General features: G+C 66.5%; 23 protein-coding genes. 14 read left to right on the top strand and 9 right to left on the bottom strand.

What is annotated here, in order from left to right; all coding sequences use genetic code 11:
• Positions 1-49: 49 nt before the first annotated feature.
• Complete coding sequence (locus tag AC5Y4C_RS20655; RefSeq protein WP_499907922.1) at positions 50-247, top strand: hypothetical protein; 198 nt, start codon at positions 50-52, stop codon at positions 245-247.
• Between the two features lie 7 nt (positions 248-254).
• Here AC5Y4C_RS20655 and AC5Y4C_RS20650 read toward each other — a convergent pair whose 3' ends face one another.
• Positions 255-1,067, bottom strand: a complete 813-nt coding sequence (locus AC5Y4C_RS20650) for a hypothetical protein (protein ID WP_499964960.1) — start codon at positions 1,065-1,067, stop codon at positions 255-257.
• 77 nt (positions 1,068-1,144) lie between these two features.
• Here AC5Y4C_RS20650 and AC5Y4C_RS20645 point away from each other — a divergent pair, with 77 nt between their 5' ends.
• The 5 genes from AC5Y4C_RS20645 to AC5Y4C_RS20625 all read left to right on the top strand — a co-directional run bounded on the left by AC5Y4C_RS20645 (position 1,145) and on the right by AC5Y4C_RS20625 (position 6,907).
• Positions 1,145-2,674 carry an ATP-dependent DNA ligase gene (locus AC5Y4C_RS20645; protein ID WP_499964962.1) on the top strand — a complete coding sequence of 510 codons (1,530 nt, stop codon included), beginning with the start codon at positions 1,145-1,147 and terminating at the stop codon, positions 2,672-2,674.
• Positions 2,675-2,774: 100 nt separating this feature from the next.
• Positions 2,775-5,066, top strand: coding sequence for a carbon starvation CstA family protein (locus AC5Y4C_RS20640; RefSeq protein WP_499964963.1), 2,292 nt, complete (start codon positions 2,775-2,777; stop codon positions 5,064-5,066).
• Positions 5,012-5,203: a YbdD/YjiX family protein gene (locus AC5Y4C_RS20635; protein WP_499907918.1), complete on the top strand. Its 192-nt coding sequence runs from the start codon at positions 5,012-5,014 to the stop codon at positions 5,201-5,203. Before AC5Y4C_RS20640 ends, AC5Y4C_RS20635 begins: the two co-directional genes overlap by 55 nt.
• A gap of 242 nt (positions 5,204-5,445) precedes the next feature.
• Positions 5,446-6,525, top strand: coding sequence for a phosphatase PAP2 family protein (locus tag AC5Y4C_RS20630; RefSeq protein WP_499908073.1), 1,080 nt, complete (start codon positions 5,446-5,448; stop codon positions 6,523-6,525).
• Positions 6,491-6,907, top strand: a complete 417-nt coding sequence (locus tag AC5Y4C_RS20625; RefSeq protein WP_499964965.1) for an SRPBCC family protein — start codon at positions 6,491-6,493, stop codon at positions 6,905-6,907. The genes AC5Y4C_RS20630 and AC5Y4C_RS20625 overlap by 35 nt, the downstream gene beginning before the upstream one ends.
• Before the next feature lie 16 nt (positions 6,908-6,923).
• On the opposite strand, the gene AC5Y4C_RS20620 is transcribed toward AC5Y4C_RS20625, so the two are convergent.
• Positions 6,924-7,334 (bottom strand): TIGR03668 family PPOX class F420-dependent oxidoreductase, encoded by a 411-nt coding sequence (locus tag AC5Y4C_RS20620; protein ID WP_499948200.1) that lies wholly within the window; start codon positions 7,332-7,334, stop codon positions 6,924-6,926.
• Between the two features lie 81 nt (positions 7,335-7,415).
• Between AC5Y4C_RS20620 and AC5Y4C_RS20615 the strand changes: the two genes are divergently transcribed.
• Positions 7,416-7,976: a hemerythrin domain-containing protein gene (locus AC5Y4C_RS20615; RefSeq protein WP_499907915.1), complete on the top strand. Its 561-nt coding sequence runs from the start codon at positions 7,416-7,418 to the stop codon at positions 7,974-7,976.
• Between the two features lie 106 nt (positions 7,977-8,082).
• Complete coding sequence (locus tag AC5Y4C_RS20610; protein ID WP_499964967.1) at positions 8,083-9,093, top strand: prenyltransferase; 1,011 nt, start codon at positions 8,083-8,085, stop codon at positions 9,091-9,093.
• Here AC5Y4C_RS20610 and AC5Y4C_RS20605 read toward each other — a convergent pair.
• Positions 9,061-9,195, bottom strand: coding sequence for a hypothetical protein (locus tag AC5Y4C_RS20605; RefSeq protein ID WP_499907913.1), 135 nt, complete (start codon positions 9,193-9,195; stop codon positions 9,061-9,063). The genes AC5Y4C_RS20610 and AC5Y4C_RS20605 overlap by 33 nt on opposite strands.
• 94 nt (positions 9,196-9,289) lie before the next feature.
• Between AC5Y4C_RS20605 and AC5Y4C_RS20600 the strand changes: the two genes are divergently transcribed.
• Genes AC5Y4C_RS20600 through AC5Y4C_RS20590 form a run of 3 tightly spaced genes read left to right on the top strand, consistent with a single transcriptional unit; the run spans position 9,290 to position 12,037 of the window.
• Entirely contained in the window at positions 9,290-10,306 is a 1,017-nt protein-coding gene (locus AC5Y4C_RS20600) for a tocopherol cyclase family protein (protein WP_499964969.1), read from the top strand.
• Positions 10,303-10,848: a TetR/AcrR family transcriptional regulator gene (locus AC5Y4C_RS20595; RefSeq protein ID WP_499964971.1), complete on the top strand. Its 546-nt coding sequence runs from the start codon at positions 10,303-10,305 to the stop codon at positions 10,846-10,848. Before AC5Y4C_RS20600 ends, AC5Y4C_RS20595 begins: the two co-directional genes overlap by 4 nt.
• Before the next feature lie 37 nt (positions 10,849-10,885).
• On the top strand, positions 10,886-12,037 hold the full coding sequence (locus AC5Y4C_RS20590; RefSeq protein WP_499964973.1) for an acyl-CoA dehydrogenase family protein: 1,152 nt from the start codon (positions 10,886-10,888) through the stop codon (positions 12,035-12,037).
• An 18-nt stretch (positions 12,038-12,055) separates the two neighbouring features.
• On the opposite strand, the gene AC5Y4C_RS20585 is transcribed toward AC5Y4C_RS20590, so the two are convergent.
• The 6 genes from AC5Y4C_RS20585 to AC5Y4C_RS20560 all read right to left on the bottom strand — a co-directional run bounded on the left by AC5Y4C_RS20585 (position 12,056) and on the right by AC5Y4C_RS20560 (position 18,211).
• Positions 12,056-12,361 (bottom strand): hypothetical protein, encoded by a 306-nt coding sequence (locus tag AC5Y4C_RS20585; RefSeq protein WP_499907909.1) that lies wholly within the window; start codon positions 12,359-12,361, stop codon positions 12,056-12,058.
• Between the two features lie 77 nt (positions 12,362-12,438).
• Complete coding sequence (locus AC5Y4C_RS20580) at positions 12,439-13,350, bottom strand: mycobacterial-type methylenetetrahydrofolate reductase (protein ID WP_499907908.1); 912 nt, start codon at positions 13,348-13,350, stop codon at positions 12,439-12,441.
• Between the two features lie 76 nt (positions 13,351-13,426).
• Positions 13,427-14,095: a hypothetical protein gene (locus AC5Y4C_RS20575; protein WP_499964974.1), complete on the bottom strand. Its 669-nt coding sequence runs from the start codon at positions 14,093-14,095 to the stop codon at positions 13,427-13,429.
• A 55-nt stretch (positions 14,096-14,150) separates the two neighbouring features.
• Complete coding sequence (locus tag AC5Y4C_RS20570) at positions 14,151-16,043, bottom strand: acyl-CoA dehydrogenase family protein (RefSeq protein ID WP_499964976.1); 1,893 nt, start codon at positions 16,041-16,043, stop codon at positions 14,151-14,153.
• 92 nt (positions 16,044-16,135) lie between these two features.
• Positions 16,136-17,362: a cytochrome P450 gene (locus AC5Y4C_RS20565; protein ID WP_499964978.1), complete on the bottom strand. Its 1,227-nt coding sequence runs from the start codon at positions 17,360-17,362 to the stop codon at positions 16,136-16,138.
• A 159-nt stretch (positions 17,363-17,521) separates the two neighbouring features.
• Positions 17,522-18,211, bottom strand: coding sequence for a sensor domain-containing protein (locus tag AC5Y4C_RS20560; RefSeq protein ID WP_499964980.1), 690 nt, complete (start codon positions 18,209-18,211; stop codon positions 17,522-17,524).
• Between the two features lie 273 nt (positions 18,212-18,484).
• Between AC5Y4C_RS20560 and AC5Y4C_RS20555 the strand changes: the two genes are divergently transcribed.
• The 3 genes from AC5Y4C_RS20555 to AC5Y4C_RS20545 all read left to right on the top strand — a co-directional run bounded on the left by AC5Y4C_RS20555 (position 18,485) and on the right by AC5Y4C_RS20545 (position 20,024).
• Positions 18,485-18,985, top strand: a complete 501-nt coding sequence (locus AC5Y4C_RS20555; protein ID WP_499964992.1) for a hypothetical protein — start codon at positions 18,485-18,487, stop codon at positions 18,983-18,985.
• Positions 18,986-19,086: 101 nt separating this feature from the next.
• Complete coding sequence (locus tag AC5Y4C_RS20550; RefSeq protein ID WP_499964982.1) at positions 19,087-19,461, top strand: hypothetical protein; 375 nt, start codon at positions 19,087-19,089, stop codon at positions 19,459-19,461.
• A gap of 254 nt (positions 19,462-19,715) precedes the next feature.
• Entirely contained in the window at positions 19,716-20,024 is a 309-nt protein-coding gene (locus AC5Y4C_RS20545) for a hypothetical protein (protein ID WP_499964984.1), read from the top strand.
• Positions 20,025-20,041 lie beyond the last annotated feature (17 nt).

The raw sequence follows: 20,041 nt of genomic DNA, 5'->3' as shown, positions 1-20,041 counted from the left end.
CCATGACCCAGCGCTTGCGCGCGGTCACGGGCGCGACGATGCTGCCCGCATGGTGCACGAGGATCCGGTGGCTGTGCTGCAGCGCTGGGCGGACGCCGGTGCGGTGTGGCGGGTGATCGAGCACCGCAGAGGTGAGGTCACGGTGGGATTGTTCCAATGCGACGGCGGTGAGGAGGTGGACCGCATCAGGTCGACGGATCCACGGCTGTTGCGCTTCCTGGAAAACCGCAGCAGCAGCGAGGATTGATCTGCGGTCACATCAGCCGCGCGGAGCGCGCGAGGTTGACGATCCCGGTGCGTGAACTCAATTGGCTGACGATGTCCTCGAGGCGGCTCAGCGGCAGGTCGATCTGCCATTCCGGAAGCAAGCCGTACAGCAGCACGAAGCCAGGTCGCACGTCGACTTTGGTGATCAGCAGCCCGTTGGGCAGATCGGGCAGTTCGACGGGATAGATGGGCAGCCGCCCGGGCAAGCCCATCCGACGCCCGCCGACCACCAATGCCTGCGGCTGCAGCCACAGCGCGGTGCCGACGATGCGGATGTCCACTTCGAGGTGACCCCAACCGGGCCGGCGGGTCCAGCACAGCCGCACCACCCCGTCGTCGCCGACCTGGGCGGTGAACTGCGGGGTCGCCTGCGCGACAAGCTCCTCGAGTACTTCGGCGGGCAGTTTCAGGGCCAGCTCCACGGGTGCCGCCACGATCTCCGACGTCGCGCCCGGCCGGAAGTGGACGTTGCTCAGCACGGCCATGGCCTGGTCGAACCGGTACTCCCGCCAAGCCACGTCTTCGGCGACCACCAGCACGTCGCCGATCTGGCCGACCGCCAGGCCGCGCGCCTCGAGCCGGAAGTCGAATTCGGTGACGGTCAGCGTGAGGTCGTCGCCGTCGACACGCACAGTGAGATCACGGCCGACCACCAGCCTGCGCAGGGTCTGAAACAACGTGCGGTAGGCGATCGCCGCACCAGTCGAGATGGTGGGCACCGCAGCTGAAGACCAGAGCGTCGCCAACCGCTCGCGGGAACGGAACGGATCCCAGTCGGGCAGCGGGTTGAATCGCGGCACCCGACCAGCATCCCCCATGCCCACCGCGCACGTCGTCCAGGATCGCAACGGGGACGGCGGATGAGAGGCTAGACCGCATGCTGCTCGCCGACGTCGCGACCGCATCGGCCGACGTCGGTGCACAGTCGTCGCGGCTGGCGAAGATCGCACGCCTCGCCGAGTTGTTGGCCACCGCAGCGGCCGACGGCAACGCGCGCCAGGTCGCCGTGGTGGTGTCGTGGCTGTCAGGCGAACTCCCGCAACGACATATCGGCGTCGGGTGGGCGGCCCTGCGCTCGCTTCCGCCGCCGGCTGACGAGCCGACCCTCACCGTCGCCGAGGTGGACGCGGCGTTCACCGCGATCGGTGCGCTCTCAGGCACCGGGTCACAAAAACAGCGGGCCGCACTCGTCGGACAGCTCTTCTCGGCGGCAACCTCCGCCGAGCAGACCTTCCTGCGCCGCCTCTTGCAGGGAGAGCTGCGGCAGGGCGCACTGGCCGGGGTGATGGCCGACGCGGTCGCGCGGGCCGGCGGCGTTGCCACCACACAGGTGCGGCGGGCGGCGATGCTCGCCGGTGACTTGCCGGCGGTGGCGGCCGCGGCGTTGACCGGTGGAGCAGCCGCTCTCGGCCAGTTCACGCTGCGGGTCGGCCGCCCGGTCGGGCCGATGCTCGCGCAGACGGCCACCGGCGTCGGCGACGCTCTCGAAAAGCTCGGCGGCACAGCGATTTTCGAGGCCAAGTTGGATGGCGCCCGGTTGCAGATCCACCGCGACGGCGACTCCGTCGCCCTGTACACCCGCAGCCTCGACGACGTCACCGCTCGGCTGCCGGAAGTCGTCGACGCCGCGCTCGCGCTGCCGGTGCGGTCGTTGATCGCCGACGGCGAGGCCATCGCGTTGCGGTCCGACGGCCGGCCGCACCGGTTTCAGGTCACCGCTTCACGGTTCGGGCGCGCCGAAGCCGCAGGGGCGCAACGACTTTCGGTGTTCTTCTTCGACGTGTTGCACTGCGACGGCGACGACCTGCTGGACCTTGCGGCCGTCGACCGGCTGGCCGCTCTCGACGCGGTCGTGCCTGCGGCACAACGCGTCGACCGGCTGATCACCGCAGATGCCGACGAGGCGGCCCGGTTTCTGGACGCGATGCTGGCCGCGGGCCACGAAGGCGTGATGGCGAAGTCGCCGACGGCGCCGTACGAGGCGGGGCGGCGTGGCGCGGGCTGGCTCAAGGTCAAGCCGGTGCACACACTCGACTTGGTGGTGCTTGCCGTCGAGTGGGGCTCCGGGCGACGCACCGGCAAGCTCTCCAACATCCACCTCGGTGCCCGGGACCCGGCGACCGGCGGTTTCGTGATGCTGGGCAAGACGTTCAAGGGCATGACGGACGCCATGCTGGACTGGCAGACCCAGCGGTTCCTCGAGCTTGCCGACGGCCCGACCGACGGCTACGTGGTCAGACTTCGACCCGAGCAGGTCGTCGAGATCGCGTTCGACTGTGTGCAGATCTCCAGCCGCTACCCCGGCGGGGTGGCCCTGCGGTTCGCGCGTGTGCTGCGCTACCGCGACGACAAGAGCCCCGCCGAAGCCGACACCATCGACACCGTGCGGCAGTTCGCCGACCGCTGAGCCCGCGACGCCCCCGCGACACGGTAACCAGCGCGGGAAAGTTCGAGAAGGGTCCACGCGGAATACCGTTTCGGCGTGAGAGGCGTGCCAAGATCAGCGCATGGCCTCACCGACCGCCACTTCTCTGGAGCTCACCGAGGAAACCGACGGCGACGTCACCTACATTCGCACCGATCCGCAGCTGCCGCCCGTAGCGGTCGTCGACCGCTCCCCGATCACTACCCGCCACAAGATCGTCTTCGGCGTCATCGCGCTGCTCGGCGCCGTGGCCTGGGCGATCATCGCGTTCGTGCGGGGTGAGGCGGTCAACGCCGTCTGGTTCGTGATCGCCGCCATTTGCACCTATGTCGTCGCATTCCGGTTCTACGCCCGGCTGGTCGAGATGCGGATCGTCCGTCCCCGCGACGAACAGGCCACCCCGGCCGAGGTGTTCGAAAACGCCACCGACTACATGCCCACCGACCGGCGGGTGCTGTTCGGCCACCACTTCGCGGCGATCGCCGGTGCGGGGCCGCTGGTCGGGCCCGTGCTGGCGATGCAGATGGGCTACCTTCCCGGCACGATCTGGATCATCGTGGGCGCAGTGTTCGCCGGCTGCGTCCAGGACTATCTGGTGCTGTGGGTGTCCACCCGGCGCCGCGGCCGGTCACTGGGTCAGATGATCCGCGACGAGGTGGGCGCCATCGGCGGGACAGCCGCGATCTTGGCGGTGATCGCGATCATGATCATTTTGCTGGCAGTGCTGGCGCTGGTGGTGGTCAACGCGCTCGCCCAGAGCCCGTGGGGCGTGTTCTCGATTGCGATGACGATCCCGATCGCGATCTTCATGGGCCTCTATCTGCGCTTCTTGCGTCCCGGCCGGGTCTCCGAGGTCACGTTGATCGGCGTGGTTCTGCTGTTGGTCGCGGTGATCGCCGGCAACTGGGTAGCCGAAACCCCTTGGGGCGCAGACTGGTTCGGCCTGTCGAAGGTCACGTTGAGCTGGTGCATCATCATCTACGGCTTCGCGGCGTCGGTGCTGCCGGTGTGGTTGCTGTTGGCTCCGCGCGACTACCTGTCGACATTCATGAAGGTGGGCACCATCGCGCTGCTGGCGGTGGGGATTCTGATCGCCCGGCCGGTGATCCAGGCGCCGGCGGTCTCCGCGTTCGCGCACAGCGGCACCGGACCGGTGTTCGCCGGCTCGCTGTTTCCGTTTCTGTTCATCACCATCGCCTGCGGTGCGTTGTCGGGTTTTCACGCACTGATCTCCTCGGGCACCACACCGAAGATGCTCGAGAAGCAAGGCCAGATGCGGCTGATCGGCTACGGCGGCATGCTCACCGAATCGTTCGTCGGCGTCATGGCTTTGGTGACCGCAGCGATCTTGAATCAGCATTTGTACTTCGTGCTCAACGCCCCTGAAGGTAAGACCGGCGCGACGGCCGAGTCCGCGGCGGCGTACGTCAACATGCTGCCGCTGGGCGGCGAGCCGATCACAGCCGCACAGATCAAGCAGTCGGCCGCTGCGGTGGGCGAGGCGTCGATCGTCTCTCGCACCGGTGGCGCGCCGACACTGGCCATCGGCATGTCGGACGTGCTGCATCGGGCATTCGGCGGCCCTGCGCTGCAAGCGTTTTGGTATCACTTCGCAATCATGTTCGAGGCGTTGTTCATCCTCACCACGGTCGACGCCGGCACCCGGGTGGCGCGATTCATGCTTTCCGATGCGCTCGGCAACCTGGGCGGCCCGCTGCGCAACTTCCGCAATCCGAGCTGGCGTCCGGGTGCCTGGACGTGCAGCGTGGTCGTGGTCGCATTGTGGGGCAGTGTGCTCTTGATGGGCGTCACCGATCCCCTGGGGGGTATCAACACGCTGTTTCCGCTGTTCGGCATCGCCAACCAGCTGCTGGCCGCGATCGCGCTGACGCTGGTGTCGGTGGTCGTAGTCAAAAAGGGCTATCTGAAATGGCTGTGGATACCGGCAATTCCGCTGCTATGGGATCTGGCGGTGACGCTGACCGCGTCGTGGCAGAAGATCTTCTCTGCTGATCCCGCCGTCGGCTACTGGGAGCTGCATACACGCTGCCAGCATGCCTTGGACGCCGGGAAGTTGTGCTCGACGGCCAAGAACGCCCACCAGATGCACGCAATCATTCGCAACACGTACATCCAGGGCACGCTGTCGGTCGTGTTCGCGGTGCTCGTCGTCGTCGTCTTCGTCACCGGTGTGGTCATGATCGTGCGGGTGCTTCGCGGAGGGGGAACGCCGCTGACCGAGGATGCGCCGGTGGCGTCACGGCTCTTCGCGCCGTCGGGCCTGATTCCCACCGCAGCAGAACGGGAGGTGCAACGGCAATGGGACGAGCTGGCCAATTCGCCCGCCAAGTCCGCTGGTACGTCGGCACGTTGATGGGCGATACGCACTACGCCCGCTACGTACAGCACCGTCGTCGCAGGCACCCCGGCGAACCGGTGCTCACCGAACGCGAATATTGGAAGGCGCGGCATGCTGCGGCCGACGCTGATCCGGCCGCGCGCTGCTGCTGACCCACTGCGGTGGATCGAGCACGGCAGCTCGCCGGTTACCAAGTCGTGTTCAGGCGGCGACGTGGGTGTCTCTGGTGAGTATCTAGACTTCGGGAACGCGCGGCCGAAACGCCTGGTCGGCTGCACCCTGGTATCCGGCTGGCTGAAAGGCTCGTGTCTTGAGCGTGGACGTGGAGACAGCATCCGCACGGTTTTCGCGGCTGCCAGACGTTCTCCGTCGACGCAGGGAACTCGAATCATCGCTGGACGACGACGCCGCGGCCCGGCAGCGGCGCCTCACACTGATCCGCCGCGCGGCGGTCACCACATGGGCCGTCGTCGTGGTCTACCGCACCTTGACCGCAGGCCTGGCCTTCAACCGTGAACTGATCCTTCTCTACATCGCGACCGGTCTGATCGCGGCCAGCATCGGCCGCCGCAAGATGCTGATGGTGATCCGCGACTGGCTGCCGTTTGCGGTGGTGCTGCTGGTCTATGACGTGAGCCGCGGCGCGGCGAAGCTCGTGGGCACACCGACCCTGTGGCAGTGGCAGGTGGACGCGGACAAGTGGCTGTTCTTCGGCAAAGTGCCCACGGTCTGGTTGCAAGAGCACATCAAGCTGGCGGCGCCGCCGTGGTGGGAGGTGGCCGTCAGCACCGTGTACATGTCGTTTTTCATCCTTCCCTACGTGGTGGCGGGGGTGCTGTGGCTGCGTTCGCGGGAGGACTGGAAGGCGTTCGTGCGCCGTTTCGTCGCGTTGTCGTTCACCGCGCTGGCGATCTACATCGTGTTGCCCGCCGCGCCGCCGTGGGCGGCCGCCCGGTGCACGGCTGCCGATGTGGCGGGCGGCCCGTCGTATCCGACGTGCATGTTCGGCTCTCCCGCCGGCGTGCCCGACGGCGGGCTGCTGGGACCGATGCAGACGACCCAGGCGGGCGCGAATCAGTTCGTCGAGCGGATTTCGACGCGGGGATGGGAGACGCTGCACCTGCACGTCGCCCGCGACCTGGTGAACAGCGGCCAGGTCAGCGTCAACATGGTCGCCGCCATTCCGTCGTTGCACGCCGCGCTTTCGGCGATGATCGCGGCGTTCTTGTGGAATCGGGTGCAACGGCGATGGCGTCCCGTTCTGGCCGCCTATGTGGTGATGATGGCCTTTACGCTGGTGTATTCGGCCGAGCACTACGTCATCGACATTCTGCTCGGGTGGGCGCTGGCCGCCGTGGTGGCGTTGGGCATCGGCCGCTTCGAGTCGCGCCGGTCCGTAGCCGCGGAAATCACCACACTGCCCCACTACGATCAGCGCCATGAGCAAGCCGCTGACTGTCGAGCAGTCTCGTGACATCCCGGTCGACGCACAGCGGGCCTTCGCCGGCACTCTGCCGTTGCCACTGCCGACATTGTTTCAGCGCTGGTACGGGCCGATTCCGCCGATCAGCAAGGTGACCGACCAAACCGGGGGCTGGGACGCGGCCGGTCAGACGCGCACGGTCTGGCTGACGTGGGGCGGCAGCCTGCGCGAGGAGCTCACCGATGTCGACCCCCCGCACGCTTTCCGCTACGTGCTCCGCGACATCAAAGGTCCCATGTCCCCGCTGGTCAGCACGGTGGATGGCGAGTGGCTGTTCACCCCGACCGGCAACGGCACCGCCGTGACCTGGCGGTGGACGATCCATCCGCGTTCACGGCTCGGCGCGCCGCTGACCCGCGCCGAGCACCGCTGAGCCGCCTGCCGGGCGATCAGGACTGCCACGAAGACCAGCGGCTCACGGCGATGCTGATCACCGGACCGGTCAGCGAAATCCGCTGGTACTGAGGGTACTTGCGGCGCAGCAGGTCATATCCCGTGGCCATTTCCTCACCGCGGTCGTGGATTTGCGCCAGCCCGTCGACGCGTACCCACCACAGCTGGTTCCAGTCGTCGTCGTAGTGGTCGACGAGCAGGCTGACCCGCGGGTTCTGCTCGATGTTGCGCAGCCGGCGCAGGCGGTGGGTGGTCTTCCGCTTGGTGTCCACCGCGGTGTACACGACGTCGTGGGCGACGGCGAACACGACAGGTACGACATGAGGCACGCCGTTGGACGAGGCGGTGGCGAGGCAGGCCACCTGCGCGCCGGTGAATCGTTGCCGGGCGTCGAAAGCGTCGGTCATCGTGTCTCTTCTTCTCGGGCACCCCGGTTAGCGCTGGACACCGCCGGGTAATCGTCCGGCACACCGGTGGAGGGTGAAACCATGACACAGCAGCACGACATCGTCGAGGAAATCATCACCGATCACCGCGAGGTGCAAGATGCATTCGCCGAGATCGAACGCGAGGGCGCGACGCCGAACACCGAGTTGGTCGAACACATCATCACCGAGCTGGTCCGCCACTCGGTCGCCGAGGAACAGTATCTGTATCCGACAGCGCGGCAGGTGCTGCCGGACGGCGATCAGATCGCTGACCACGAACTCAAGGAGCACGCCGAGGCCGAAGAGGTGATGAAGCAGATCGAGAACACCGACCCCGCCGACCAAAAGTACGGCCAGCTGGTCAACAAGCTGATCGAGGACATCCGCCACCACATCGAGGACGAGGAAAAGGACCTGCTGCCGAAGCTGCGCGGCGCGTGCGACGAGTCGCAGCTGCGCGAGCTGGGCGAAAAGTTCCAGAACACAAAGAAACTCGCGCCCACCCGGCCGCACCCGTCGGCACCGGACAAGCCCCCGGCCAACAAGATCCTCGGGCCCGGCGTCGGGCTCATCGACCGGGTGCGTGACGCGCTGACCGGTCGCAGCAGCTCCGGACTGTAAGCCAGCGCCCCGCGCAACAGCCTTGCGGTTCGGTCACATTCGGCGGCGTGGTCAGAGGTTTGCCGAAGATCGCCGAGGACGGCTGAACCGGCCTACGCTGTCAGCTATGGCCGAGGTCGCGTCGCGGTCGCGCATCAGTTCATGGTTGTACGCCTTGCGCACCACCAACCCGCCACCGGACGGCCGCGTCGACGCGGTGACCCGATGGATCGTCGTCACCCGCGCCGCGGTGCTGCCGATGACGCTGTTCGCCGGACTGGTGGCGGCGCTGCTGGCGGTCGGCGAGCCGGGGCTGGATTGGCGTTGGCTGGTCCTGGCGGTGGTGGGCATCATGTTGGCGCACACCGCCAACAACTTGATGAACGATCTGTTCGACACGCACGTGGGCACCGACAGCGAAAACTATCCCCGCGCGCTGTATGCACCGCATCCGGTGCTGTCCGGTCTGGTGAGCCGGCGCACCCTGGTGTCGGCGATTCTGGCGGTCAACCTCGCGGACCTGGCGATCCTGGTGGTGCTGACACTGGTGCGCGGCTGGCCCGTCCTCGCGTTCGCGCTCGCCGGGTTCGTGCTGAGCGTCGCATACACCGCGCCGCCGATTCGGCTGAAGAAGCGCGGACTCGGCGAGCCCGACGTCTTGGTCGTGTGGGGCCCGTTGATGGTGTGCGGCACTTACTATTCGGCGGTCGGTCACGTCGGGTGGGACGTGCTGCTGGCGTCGCTGCCCTACGGGCTGCTGTGCGCAACGGTGTTGATGGGCAAGCACATTGACAAAATCCCGTACGACGCGCCGCTGGGCATCCGCACGGTGCCGGTGTTGCTCGGCGGTCCACGCGCCCGCGTGACGACGCTGGCGATGATGGCGGGCTTCTACGTGTTGGTCGGCGTCTGTGTGGCGGTGGGTGCGATGCCGTGGCCGGCGCTGGTGGTGGTGCTGGCGCTCCCCCGGCTGGTCAAGGTCTGGCCGTACTTCCGCAAGCCCCCGCCGGCGGAGCCGCCGCCGAAGTTCCCGGTGTGGCCGTTGTGGTATGCCGCGCTGGCATGGCTGCACGTGCGGCTGGCCGGCGCATTGCTTGTCGCCGGCTTAGCGATCGGCGCGGTGCTGCGGGTGCTCTGACTCGCGTTCGGGGTTGTCGACTGCCTCATCGATGTTCTTCTGCGACTTCTTGGCGTCTGCTGCGAGTTCTTCGATCGATTCGTCGCCTTCTTCGGCGCGCATGAGCGCTTCTCCCCTCGTTGGTTGTTCGTTGACGGCTACCCACTTTCGGAGAGCAGCACTCGGCTATACCTAGAGTTGCCCCGGGAGGTCGCCGATGACTTTGACTGAAAACCTGCGCAACGGATCGCTGGGCGCCGTACACCGCCTTGTCGACCTCTACCGGCGCACCGGCGCCGACGTGCCCTTCGGCGATCCTCTGCCGTCGCACGGAACGGAGATGGAGGGCTGGTTCTGGCGGGTCACCGACGCAGCTTCCGGTCGTGTCGCGGTGGCGCTGTGCAGCGTCAACCGTCATCCGGACGGTGACTGGGCGACCGTCGCAGTGGCTTTGCATCCCGGCGGCCTGGTGCGATCGGCGGCATTGGACGACGCGCACGCGCAGCGGTCGCATTTTGCGGTCCGCGCCGGCACCGATCCGGCCCGCGCGCTGAGTGCGTCGGCGGAACGGCTTCGCATCGACCTCGACGACGTTCACCTCGATCTGCGGTTCGGCAACCCATTCCCCTGGCCCAAGGCTTTCGCCGGCGGCGGAGTCTTTTCCTCGGTTCCCTTCCTCAACCAGTACTGGCATCCGTACCGGCTCGGTGGATCCGTGAGCGGCACCGTCGAATTCGGCGGCGACACTTGGCAATTCGACAATGCCCGGTGGTATTCGGAACGAAATTGGGGCGCGGGTTTCCCGGAACGCTGGTGGTGGGGACAAGCCCACGACTTCGACGGCGCCGACGTCTGTGTCGCGTTCTCGGGCGGTCGTCTGCGGCTCGGTCCCCTCGGACGCGACGTCGGCGGAGTCGTGGTGCGCTTAGGCGAGAAGGTGATTCGCGTAACCCCGCCCGAGCTGGTGCAGTGGGAAGTCGGCGAGGGACGGTGGAACGTTCGCGCCAGGGGTCTGCGCTATCAAATCGACCTGGACGGCGACGGAACAGCCCTCGATCCGCATGTCCTGCCGGTACCCCTGCCCGCGGAGCGCCGCAACGTCGACACCGATTTCGAACACCTCGCTGGTCGACTCCGCTGCCGCGTAAGGGAATTCGGCCGGGTGCTTTTCGAGGGCACCTGCAGTATGGCGGGCCTCGAGGTCGGCAGCCTGCCCGGCCACCCACTGCCGTGAGCACTCGCACGTCGGCAGATGACTGGCTCCAGGCAGGCTATGCGCTTCTGGCCGAGGAGGGGCGAAACGCGCTCAAGGTCGACCGGCTCTGCGCACGCATGGGCGTGACGAAGGGCAGCTTCTACTGGCATTTCGCCGACGTGGCCGCCTACCGCAGCGCGCTGATCGAATCGTGGGCGCAGCTACGCGACGAAGATCGCGGCGCGTTCGCCCGGATGCGTGACGTCGCGCCGCGCGAACGGCTGTCCCAGATGATGGCGTCCCTCGTCAGCCCGCGGCACTGGACGCTGGAGCGAGCGATGCGTGAGTGGGCGCGCTCGGACGACACGGTAGCGGCAGCTGTGCGTTCGGCTGACCGGCGGCTGCTGCGGGCAGTGCGAGAGGCGTTCTGCGACTACGGCTTTGACGCTGACGAAGCCCGGCTACGAGCCGACACACTGTTCGCAGCAGGCATCGGCTTCCTGCATCTGGCCGGCGCCACACCCAAGAGGCAATCCGCGCAACAGCGTGAGCGGTTCCTCGACTTCATGCTTCGGCCGTGATAGCCGACCATACTAAAAGGTATGGTACGGTGCGGGGATGACGGCCGGCGCCATCACTGACGAATTCGTGGCGCGGCTTGCGCAGCGTGCGCAGGAGGCCGAGCAGCGCAGGCAGTTGCCCGCCGCCACCGTCGCCGAACTCACCGAGTCGGGCTTCACCGAACTCCTCCGACCGGCGCGTTACGGCGGCCAGCAGGCAGCGTTTTCGCAGATGTTCGGCCCGGTGCGGCGGATGGCACACGGGTGCGTCTCGACCGCATGGACGGCGGCGTTCTACGCACTGCACAACTGGCTTCTGGCGTTGTTCGACGAGCGGGCCCAGGAAGAAGCGTTCACGAGCGAGCCATTTATGGCGCCGGCGGCGCTGGCCCCCACCGGCCGAGGCGTCCCCGCCGACGGCGGCGTGCGGCTGCGCGGCCGCTGGTCCTGGGCCACCGGCGTCATGCACGGCAACTGGGTCATGGTCGGAGCGCTGTGCGGACCCGACGACGCGATCTATCCGGCACTGGCGCTGCTGCCCGCGGGCCACGTGGGCGTCGTCGACGTGTGGCACACCGACGGGATGCGGGCCACCGGGTCCAACGACGTCGTCGTCGACGACGTCGTCGTGCCCGCGCATCGGCTTGTCAAAGTCGCCGACATCTATCGCGGCACCGCGCCCGGCGCTGCGCTGCACGACGCGGTGCTCTACCGATGGCCGATGGTGCCGGCGCTCGCCCTGGTGGCCGCGATGCTCGCGCTGGGGGCCGCCGAGCGCGTCACCGAGCTGTATGCGGAACGGCTCGGCGAGCGCGTCATCGCGTACGAGGGCACTCGGCAGCAAGACAAGCCGGCCGCTCAAGCGCGGTTGGCCGACGCCCGGGTTCGGCTGCGGGCGCTGCACGGACTATTGGACGGCACGACGCAGCAGATCGAGACGATCCTGGCCGCCGGGGACCGCGTGCCGCGCCCGATCCGCGCCGACGCCCGGCTGGCGGCTGCACACATCGTGCGGGAATCGCGTGCAGTGATCTCTGGACTGCTCGAATCGTCAGGTGCCAGTGCGCATTTCGTCAGCAATCCGCTGCAGCGGTTCAAGCGCGACGTCGACGTCCTCAGTGGCCATGTGATCTTCGACTACGACGTCAGCCGAGAATTGGCCGGCGCGTTGGCCATTGGCCTGAAGGTCTCGCCGACCGCGATGGTCTGATCGCCGACGACGGCCAGGTCAGTCCTTCTCGTCGTCCTTGTCTTTGTCGCGCTTGTCTTTGTCGTCGTCGTCTTTGTCCTCGTCGTCTTTGTCTTTCTCGCGGTCCTTGTCCTTGTCTTTGTCCTCGTCACGGTCCTTGTCTTTGTCGCGACCGCTCTTGTCGTCGTCGCGAACTTCGATCGTGGCCCAATGACTTGGCGACACCAGGACCGTCCACTTGCCGGCCTCTCGCCCCATCTTCAGAACGCCGTCTTCGACGGCCCACTTGGTGGAGTCGTCGTAGTCGTCTTCTTGTCCATCGCGGTATGTGAGTTTGAACGCCATGGCCGCAGCGTGCCCGCAACCCGGCTAAGAGAAACAAGTGGGCGCCGATTTGTGCCTCGGCGGAGCCGATTTGTGCCTCAATGGCGCGAAGTTCGTCCTGAAACCGCCGGGGACCAGTAGGCGAGCATCTCGGCGAAGGTCTCGAACGCCGCGGCAGAGACGCCGTACGTCGCCTCCAAGTGGATGCTCAGCGGGAAACCGAGCTCCGCGACCCCGTCGATCACCCGCTTGTAGAGGTCGACGAGCAGTTGGCGTTTTGTCGCCGGGTCACTGCCGGCCAGCTTCTTGACGAACTCCTGCTCGCCGGCCACCGCAGCGTTTCCCGGGTCCTGGATCAGCCAGTCGATCAGGCCCACCCGCGTCTCGACTTTCGGCACGAAGCCGAACGACAGCAGGATTTCCGGCCGGTGGTCGCAGCTCTTCGCGAACTCGCGGAGAAAGCCGACGATCGCGTCGGAATACAGCAGCTGCGTCATGCCGAACGTGGCGCCTTGATTGCATTTGAAGGTGAACCGGCCCTGCTCGCCCTCGCGGGTGGGAATGAGGATCACACCCCGGTTGGGGACGAGCTCCCGATAGATCGACAGGGCGTCGGTGGGCGCGACGCCTGAACCTTCACCGTCTTGCATGGTGCGTGGCACGCCGACGAAGACAATGCCCTCGAAACCCGCCGAGCACAGCTGCGCCAAGCGCTCGCGCAGTGTGGGCTCGTCCATGAATGCCGTGACCTGCGTGCACAGTCCCTTCACCGTCGGCAGCTCCGGCTTGATGATCGACCAGAAGTCGAGCACGTCGAGCTTCGGCTTCATCTCGACGGGCCGGTCGTCGTCTTCGGCGATCATCCCGGGAATCATCACGTGCCGGATCCGGCCCTCCAGGCCGGACTCGGCGGAAAACTGCAGCACTTTGCGCGCATCCTCAATCGCCTGCTGCCGACCTCGCTCCACATTGGGTGGTACGAGCTCGAGCGCGACGGTGTTGAGCGTCACCAGCTGCTCCTCATTCGACGGCCCGGAATCGGTGCATCACCCTACAGAACTTGCCGACGGGTGCGTCGCGGGGTGACTAGGCGGCGTTGCCGGCGAACCATGCGGTGGCCACCGTGCGGGTCTGCGGCGGCGCAAAGCGCTCCCCCGGACTACCGAGTTGGCCCACTTTGACCGTCCACAGTGGTTGCGACCGGTCGATGCACGTGCCGGGGCCTGCACTGGGCAACCACAACACTGCGAGATTCTCAGTCGCGTCACCGCAGCCGTAGACGCCGACGTAGCCGTCGTCGCGGCTGCCCCAGGCGCCGCCGTTGCGCAGCAGGCAGCGTGTGCCGTCGGTGAGAAGCAGCGCGAACGGATCGGTGATCGCGGCTGGCTGCACATGCGGCAGCGTGCCAGCGTAGGTGACCCGGTGCAGGCGCTTGCTCCACGGATCGTCGATGCACAGCAGGGATCCGGGCGTTGACGGCCAGCACGTTCCGGCGCCGGCTGCGCTCGGGGAGCACGAGTAGATGTCGTCGGCCAGCGCCGACGGCGACGCCGCGGTGCAGTCGGTGACCGCGGTGACGTTTCCCTGAGCCGGCGCCTCCTGGTAGCCGTTGATCGGCTCGCCCGTCGGGCTGACCGCGACGGCGGTGATCACTTCGGTTGTGGCCGAATCAGCTGACGCCGGTCCCGGCGATATCGCGATCGCCGCGCCGACGAGCGCCGCCCCGACCGCACCGAGTCGCGCGAAGCTGTCCATCTGGCCCACCTCCAAATCCTCATTGGTGCGGGAAATTGTTGTGGCGCAACCTGATTCAAGAAATGACGCGGTGTACGTCGTCCTTGCCGGCGCCGCCGTCTTGCCCGATCCAGGGGCCGTCGATCGACGGGTCGAGGATGCCTTCCTCCAGCCAGGTGTAGCGGCCGTCGAGCACCGCGCGGGCCAGCGCCCGGTCGGAGTCGTCGCTGTTGTGCCAGAGTTCGTCGAAGCGCTGCTCGGTGCGGACCCGGGCCTGACGGCAGAACGCGTCGGCGAGCTCGACCGCGGTGGGGTCTGCGTTGTCGCGCTGGGCCCGCACGCACGCGGCGGTCATTGCGAACAACTCGGCGCCGATGTCGACGATCCGCCCCAGGAACCGCTGCTTGTGCTCGAGCTTGCCCTGCCATCTCGACATCGCGTAGAAGGTGCTGCGGGCGAGCCGCCGGCTGGCCCGCTCGACGTAGCGCAGATGCGCTGCCAGGGGGCCGAATTCGGGGTAGGACGTGGGTAGCTGACCCTTGCCGGCGACCAGGGTGGGCAGCCAGCGCGCGTAGAACTTCCCGGCTTGGGCGGCTGCTCGGGCCTTGCGCCGCATGTCGGCTTGCGGGTCGATGATGTCACCGGCCGCCGACAGGTGCGCGTCCACGGCTTCGCGGGCGATGAGCAGATGCATGATCTCGGTGGAGCCTTCGAAAATGCGGTTGATCCGCAGGTCGCGCAGGATCTGCTCGGCGGGCACGCCACGCTCGCCGCGGGCGGCCAGCGACGCGGCGGTCTCGTAACCCCGGCCGCCGCGGATCTGCACCAGCTCGTCGGCGATCAGCCAGGCCATCTCGGAGCCGTAGAGCTTGGCCAGCGCGGCCTCGATCCGGATGTCGGCGCCGCCGGCATCGGCGAGCTCGCTGGCGAGATCGAGCATCGCCTCCAACCCATAGGCGGTGGCCGCGATGAACGCCACCTTGCCGGCCACGGCTTCGTGTTCACCGACCGGCCGCCCCCACTGCACGCGCTCGCGCGACCATTCCCGGGCGATCTTCAGGCACCACTTCGCCGAGCCGGTACACACTGCAGGCAGCGACAGCCGTCCGACGTTGAGCGTGGACAGCGCGATCTTGAGGCCTTCGCCTTCCCGGCCGATTCTGTTGGCGGCCGGGACCCGCACATCCGTCAGCCGGGTGAAGCCGTTCTCGATGCCGCGTAATCCCATGAACGCGTTGCGGTTTTGAACCACGATGCCCGGCGCGTCGGCTTCGACCACAAACGCGGTGATGCCGCCTCGGTGCCCGTCGCTCCTGGGCACCTGCGCCATCACCACCAGCAGGTCGGCGATCACCCCGTTGGTAGTCCACAGCTTGACACCGTTGAGGATGTAGTCGTCGCCGTCGGGCGTGGCGGTGGCGTGTAGCCGGGCCGGGTCGCTGCCGACATCCGGCTCGGTGAGCAAGAAGGCGCTGATTTCGCGGGTACATCGGGGCAGCCACGTGCGCTTCTGCTCTTCGGTGCCGAACATCTTGATCGGCTGCGGCACCCCGATCGACTGGTGCGCCGACAACAGCGCGCCCAGCGACGGATGCACAGACCCGACGAGCGCGAGCGCCTTGTTGTAGTAGACCTGCGACAGCCCGACGCCGCCGTATTCGGTACCGATCTTCATGCCGAACGCACCGAGATCCTTCAAGCCGCGGATGACGTTGTCCGGGATCTGCGCATCGCGTTCGATCATCGCGGGGTCGATCTCGGATTCGCAGAAGGCGCGCAGCTTTGCCAGGAACGCCTGCCCGCGCTCGACGGCCTGCGGGGAACCGCTGGGGTGCGGGTGAACCAAGTCCAGCCGCAAGCGGCCCAAGAACAGCTCCTTGCCGAAACTCGGGTGCTCCCATCGCGTTTCACGCGCCTGCTCGGCGACTTGTCGGGCTTGCTGCTCGCTGACTTCTTTCGTCACGGTCATGTCGACCTCCACAGAAGCTGGGGTGTTACTCGACAGTAACCCCGCTCCGCGCCGGAGGTACCGCACATTGCCCGGACTGGCGAAAACCGACGTCAGGCGGCGCGAACAGGGACATTCGACCAACCGCACACATTGGTCATGTGCACTCGACGCAGGCCTTCTCGGTCCACCTCGTAGCGCGGAATCAAGTCGAGCAGCGCTTCGAGTGCAATGCGGCCTTCCATTCGGGCCAGAGCCGCACCCAGACAGCTGTGGATGCCGTAGCCGAAACCGATGTTGTAGCCGAACTTGCGCTCACGGTGAATGTCGAACCGATCCGGATCCGGGAACACCCTCTCGTCACGGTTCGCGGCTCCGTTGATCAGCACGACGGTGCTGCCGGCGGGAATCGTGGCGCCGTGCAACGTCACGTCGCGCATCGTGTACCGCACGTTGTACTGCGACGGCCCCTCGTAGCGGAGCAACTCCTCGAATGCCGCCGCAATCTTGCTGCGGTCGTTCTGTAGTTCTTGCCACTGGTCGGGGTTCTCGGCGAAGACCACCACCGCGTTGCCGACGAGCTTCGTCACCGTTTCGGCGCCCGCACCGCCCAACATGTTGGCGAAACCCGCGATCTCGACGTCATCCAGACGCCTCACCTCGCCGTCCTGGACGACTTCCGTCTCGATCAGCCGACTGATCATGTCGTCGCGTGGCTCGGTTCGGCGCTGCTGAATCAGGTTGTAGTAGTAGGTCCCCGATTTGATCATCGAGTCGATGCCTTCCCGCGAGGGGTTCATCGATCCCGGCGCGCGTTCCAGTCCCTTGTCCAGCCAGATACGAATTTGCTGGCGGTCTTCGGGCGGGACGCCCAACATTGCCGTGATGATCTCGACCGGAAACAAAGCCGAGAAATCCGCGACGGCATCGAACGACTCGGGGTTCAACGTCTTCACGACGTCGTAGATCTTCTCCCGGATCATCGGTTCCAGCGCCGCGACGGCGCGCGGCGTGAATACCCGGTTCACCAGCTTGCGCATCACCTCATGCTCGGGCGGATCCATCATGATGATCAGCCGGCCCTCCGGCATCTTCAGATCCGTGGCCTTGACCATGTCGAGCGTGACGCCCTTCGCCGACGAGTACGTCTCGAAGTCCCTGTACGCCGGCGCGACGTCTTCGTAGCGGGTCAGCGCGTAGAAGTCGTATTTTTCGCTGTAGTACACCGGCGCTTCGTCACGCATGCGGCGGTACGTCGCGTAGGGAGAATTGAAGAAGTCATCGGAATAGGGATCGAATTCGACCGGCTCCTGCGACACGGTCGCAGTCGACGCGGTCACAGCCGGATTCCCATTGCGGACCGCGCAACGGCGCCCTCACGTCTCTTCATGGGCTCTCTCCTCGACGTCGGCATATGACATTCAAGCGGACGACGGCCGCACCCACGTCGAGATCGCGCAGAGTTGTTGTGTGCTGCGAGTGGACTTTTAGCGGCGCCGCTAGTGCTTCACCTTGGCGGCGATCTGGGCGGCGATCTTCACCGCGGTGTCTGCCGGGTTGGGGCTGCAGGTGTTCACGTCGACGACCACGTTGTTGCGGGCTGCCAGTGCCCGCCCGCACGCCCAGCCGGGGGCTTTCGCGTTCTGTTGACTCGCGGTGATGCTCAAAATGCCGTTGGCATTCGAGATCGGTCCCGCCTGCCATTCGGAGCCGGATTGCAGGTGCTTGTAGGTGTGGCAGGCCGGCCACTGCTGGACCGATGCGGTGAAGAACGCGGTGGCTTCTTTGGCGCTCGGAAATAGCACCACCGCCTGCTCGGCGAAATGCGTGAAGTTGTCGCCCTCTTGCAGCGTCTGGTCACGTACAGCGGTGAAGCCACTGCCCGCGTAGGTCTGCGCTTGCGCCGCTCCGTCGATCGCCAGGCATTCTTTGGGCTCCATCAAGGCGCTGTCGTCGGACATCTCGAAGCGCGTGTTCGACACCGCCATTTCGGTGGCGCCCATAGCGGCGTTGATCTCCTCGGGACTGAGCAGTAGCCCGGGCAGGTCTGTGTCGGCGAGCGGAGGGGCGGCGGCGGTCGTCGGCGGTGGTTTGCTGCTCGACGTCTTGTCGCCGTCGCTGCTGCTGCCACAGGCTGCGACGAGGACACATGCGACGGCGACGGTGACTACAGCTGTCAGATGGCGCATGCCTTCATCCTCTTCATCGGTCTTGCGCTGTCGCTGAACGGGTTTCGCTTTGCCGGAGTGCGGCCCTGCCGGTAGGGCGGGTAAGGCGGCTGGTATGGCAATGACCGGGCCCTTCCACTCATGGCGTCAGCTGCGGCAAAACCTACAGTTGCAGGCGAGGACGTGGAAACACCCGAAATTGCCGACACGCCGAGGTTTCTGATCGCTAACAATTCGGTTGTGCCTTGGAACCGACGCTCGCACGGTCCGCCGAACCGTGGTCTGGTGGAGGTGATGTCGTTCTCTGCGGTCTCGACGCGTCGCCTGGCCATCGCCGCGGCGGCGGGTTCAGCGCTGCTCACCATCGCACTCCCCATGGCTCACGCTGTGCCTTCCAGCGATGGGCAGGGTTACGTCGACTCGACCGCGCGGTGCTCGGCACCGGACACCGCCGTGGTTTTCGGGAGCACGGATTCGTCGCGCGTGGCGATCTGCAAGACCCCGGGCGGCCAGTACCAGTACCGCGGTGTCCGTTTGCGCGACGGCGCCAAGGTGATTCTGGCTGCCTCGGAGTCCGGTGACGGCGGGTTCGTCGCCAAGAACGACGGCGTGGAGTATTTCGTGACCGCGAACTCGTTGTCGGTCACCGTCGACAACCGGGTGATCCGCGAGGAGAAGATGGTGGACTTCCACCGCCCGGGTGCGCCCGCCTCGTCGGCGGCTCCCTCGACACCGGCTCCGACGACGCCGTCGGGGCCGCCTCTGCCGGCCGAGGTCGGCTACGGCAAACGCTGACACCGCACGGTGTGCGCGGCGGACGAGCGGGCGTTCGCATGCAGTGGAAAATCCTTGTGAATCCGCAACATTGGGCGCTGCGCTGTCGCACAATCTGGGAGATGACCACCCCGTCGAACCAAGAGGAATGGACGAACCGCCCGCGTCGTGTGGCCATGACGGATCACGACTTGGGCCGCTGGCAGGCGTACCGCCTGAGTCGAAGTTTCGCCGGCGTGGGCGTCGAGATCCCTGCCGCGCGGCTTCGCCAGATCGCGGCCGGCGCGGCCGTCAGCACCGACGAATTCGTCGATGTCAATTTTGCGCTCGCAGCCAGGCACCTGATCCGCGAGGAGCGCCACGCGCACAACCAACGCCGCCGTCGTTTTTGTGCGCGATGCCTGATGTTCCTAGCGCTCGTCGCCGTCGCATTGAACTTGCTGATCTGCATGGGCTGGGCGCTGTTCAGCTTCATCGAACTGCCGACGTCGTTTTAGGGATTCCGGCGCGCGAAACGACGCGCATCACCGTGGGAACGCGCCGAAATCGCAGCAGCGTGGCTTTAACTGCCCGGGTCCCCCGATCGGGCGACCCGCATGTACTCCGTTGCATAAGCCGATCGGCCGACTGACGAGCCGGTGCGCCGCTGGCACCGTTCACCTAAGAGCAAATCTGAGTGCGATGACGGAAGTGGTGAGACGATCCTTATGAGAAAACAACCGGGGTACGAATCGGAACGGTTGGAGATGCGGTGAAAGCGCTGTTTCTCATATTGGGTGTCGCGCTACTCGCGGTTGGAGTAGGCGTCGGCTCCCATCAATTGACGGTCACCGAGAATGGCTCCGCAAAATCGTGCGGCATCGCGTATCAGCCGCAGGCCGCAGAGGTGGTCACAGCGACTGGCGGTGAGCTTTCGGCCAGCGACGACCTGGCGACCCGGTGCGACGACATCGGTCGTGTGTGGCAGGCGAGCGCGCTGGGGTTCACCGCTGTAGGCATCGTCAGCATCATCGGTGGTCTGTTCGTCGGCGGCGAGTCGGGCCGCAGGGCCGAGAGCTGAAACTGAGTGGAGCTAAG

It is taken from the genome of Mycobacterium sp. NGS35, assembly GCF_059812855.1.
The sequence above is the reverse complement of the archived record's forward strand: the minus strand, read 5'-3'. Positions and strand labels throughout refer to the sequence as shown.

Excerpts from the sequence above, each read along its gene's own strand:
- AC5Y4C_RS20655 (WP_499907922.1), top strand. The coding sequence starts at position 50 with ATGGTGCACGAGGATCCGGTGGCTGTGCTGCAGCGCTGGGCGGACGCC.
- AC5Y4C_RS20645 (WP_499964962.1), top strand. The coding sequence starts at position 1,145 with ATGCTGCTCGCCGACGTCGCGACCGCATCGGCCGACGTCGGTGCACAG.
- AC5Y4C_RS20640 (WP_499964963.1), top strand. The coding sequence starts at position 2,775 with ATGGCCTCACCGACCGCCACTTCTCTGGAGCTCACCGAGGAAACCGAC.
- AC5Y4C_RS20635 (WP_499907918.1), top strand. The coding sequence starts at position 5,012 with ATGGGACGAGCTGGCCAATTCGCCCGCCAAGTCCGCTGGTACGTCGGC.
- AC5Y4C_RS20625 (WP_499964965.1), top strand. The coding sequence starts at position 6,491 with ATGAGCAAGCCGCTGACTGTCGAGCAGTCTCGTGACATCCCGGTCGAC.
- AC5Y4C_RS20620 (WP_499948200.1), bottom strand. The coding sequence starts at position 7,334 with ATGACCGACGCTTTCGACGCCCGGCAACGATTCACCGGCGCGCAGGTG.
- AC5Y4C_RS20615 (WP_499907915.1), top strand. The coding sequence starts at position 7,416 with ATGACACAGCAGCACGACATCGTCGAGGAAATCATCACCGATCACCGC.
- AC5Y4C_RS20610 (WP_499964967.1), top strand. The coding sequence starts at position 8,083 with ATGGCCGAGGTCGCGTCGCGGTCGCGCATCAGTTCATGGTTGTACGCC.
- AC5Y4C_RS20605 (WP_499907913.1), bottom strand. The coding sequence starts at position 9,195 with ATGCGCGCCGAAGAAGGCGACGAATCGATCGAAGAACTCGCAGCAGAC.
- AC5Y4C_RS20600 (WP_499964969.1), top strand. The coding sequence starts at position 9,290 with ATGACTTTGACTGAAAACCTGCGCAACGGATCGCTGGGCGCCGTACAC.
- AC5Y4C_RS20590 (WP_499964973.1), top strand. The coding sequence starts at position 10,886 with ATGACGGCCGGCGCCATCACTGACGAATTCGTGGCGCGGCTTGCGCAG.
- AC5Y4C_RS20585 (WP_499907909.1), bottom strand. The coding sequence starts at position 12,361 with ATGGCGTTCAAACTCACATACCGCGATGGACAAGAAGACGACTACGAC.
- AC5Y4C_RS20575 (WP_499964974.1), bottom strand. The coding sequence starts at position 14,095 with ATGGACAGCTTCGCGCGACTCGGTGCGGTCGGGGCGGCGCTCGTCGGC.
- AC5Y4C_RS20570 (WP_499964976.1), bottom strand. The coding sequence starts at position 16,043 with ATGACCGTGACGAAAGAAGTCAGCGAGCAGCAAGCCCGACAAGTCGCC.
- AC5Y4C_RS20560 (WP_499964980.1), bottom strand. The coding sequence starts at position 18,211 with ATGCGCCATCTGACAGCTGTAGTCACCGTCGCCGTCGCATGTGTCCTC.
- AC5Y4C_RS20555 (WP_499964992.1), top strand. The coding sequence starts at position 18,485 with ATGTCGTTCTCTGCGGTCTCGACGCGTCGCCTGGCCATCGCCGCGGCG.
- AC5Y4C_RS20550 (WP_499964982.1), top strand. The coding sequence starts at position 19,087 with ATGACCACCCCGTCGAACCAAGAGGAATGGACGAACCGCCCGCGTCGT.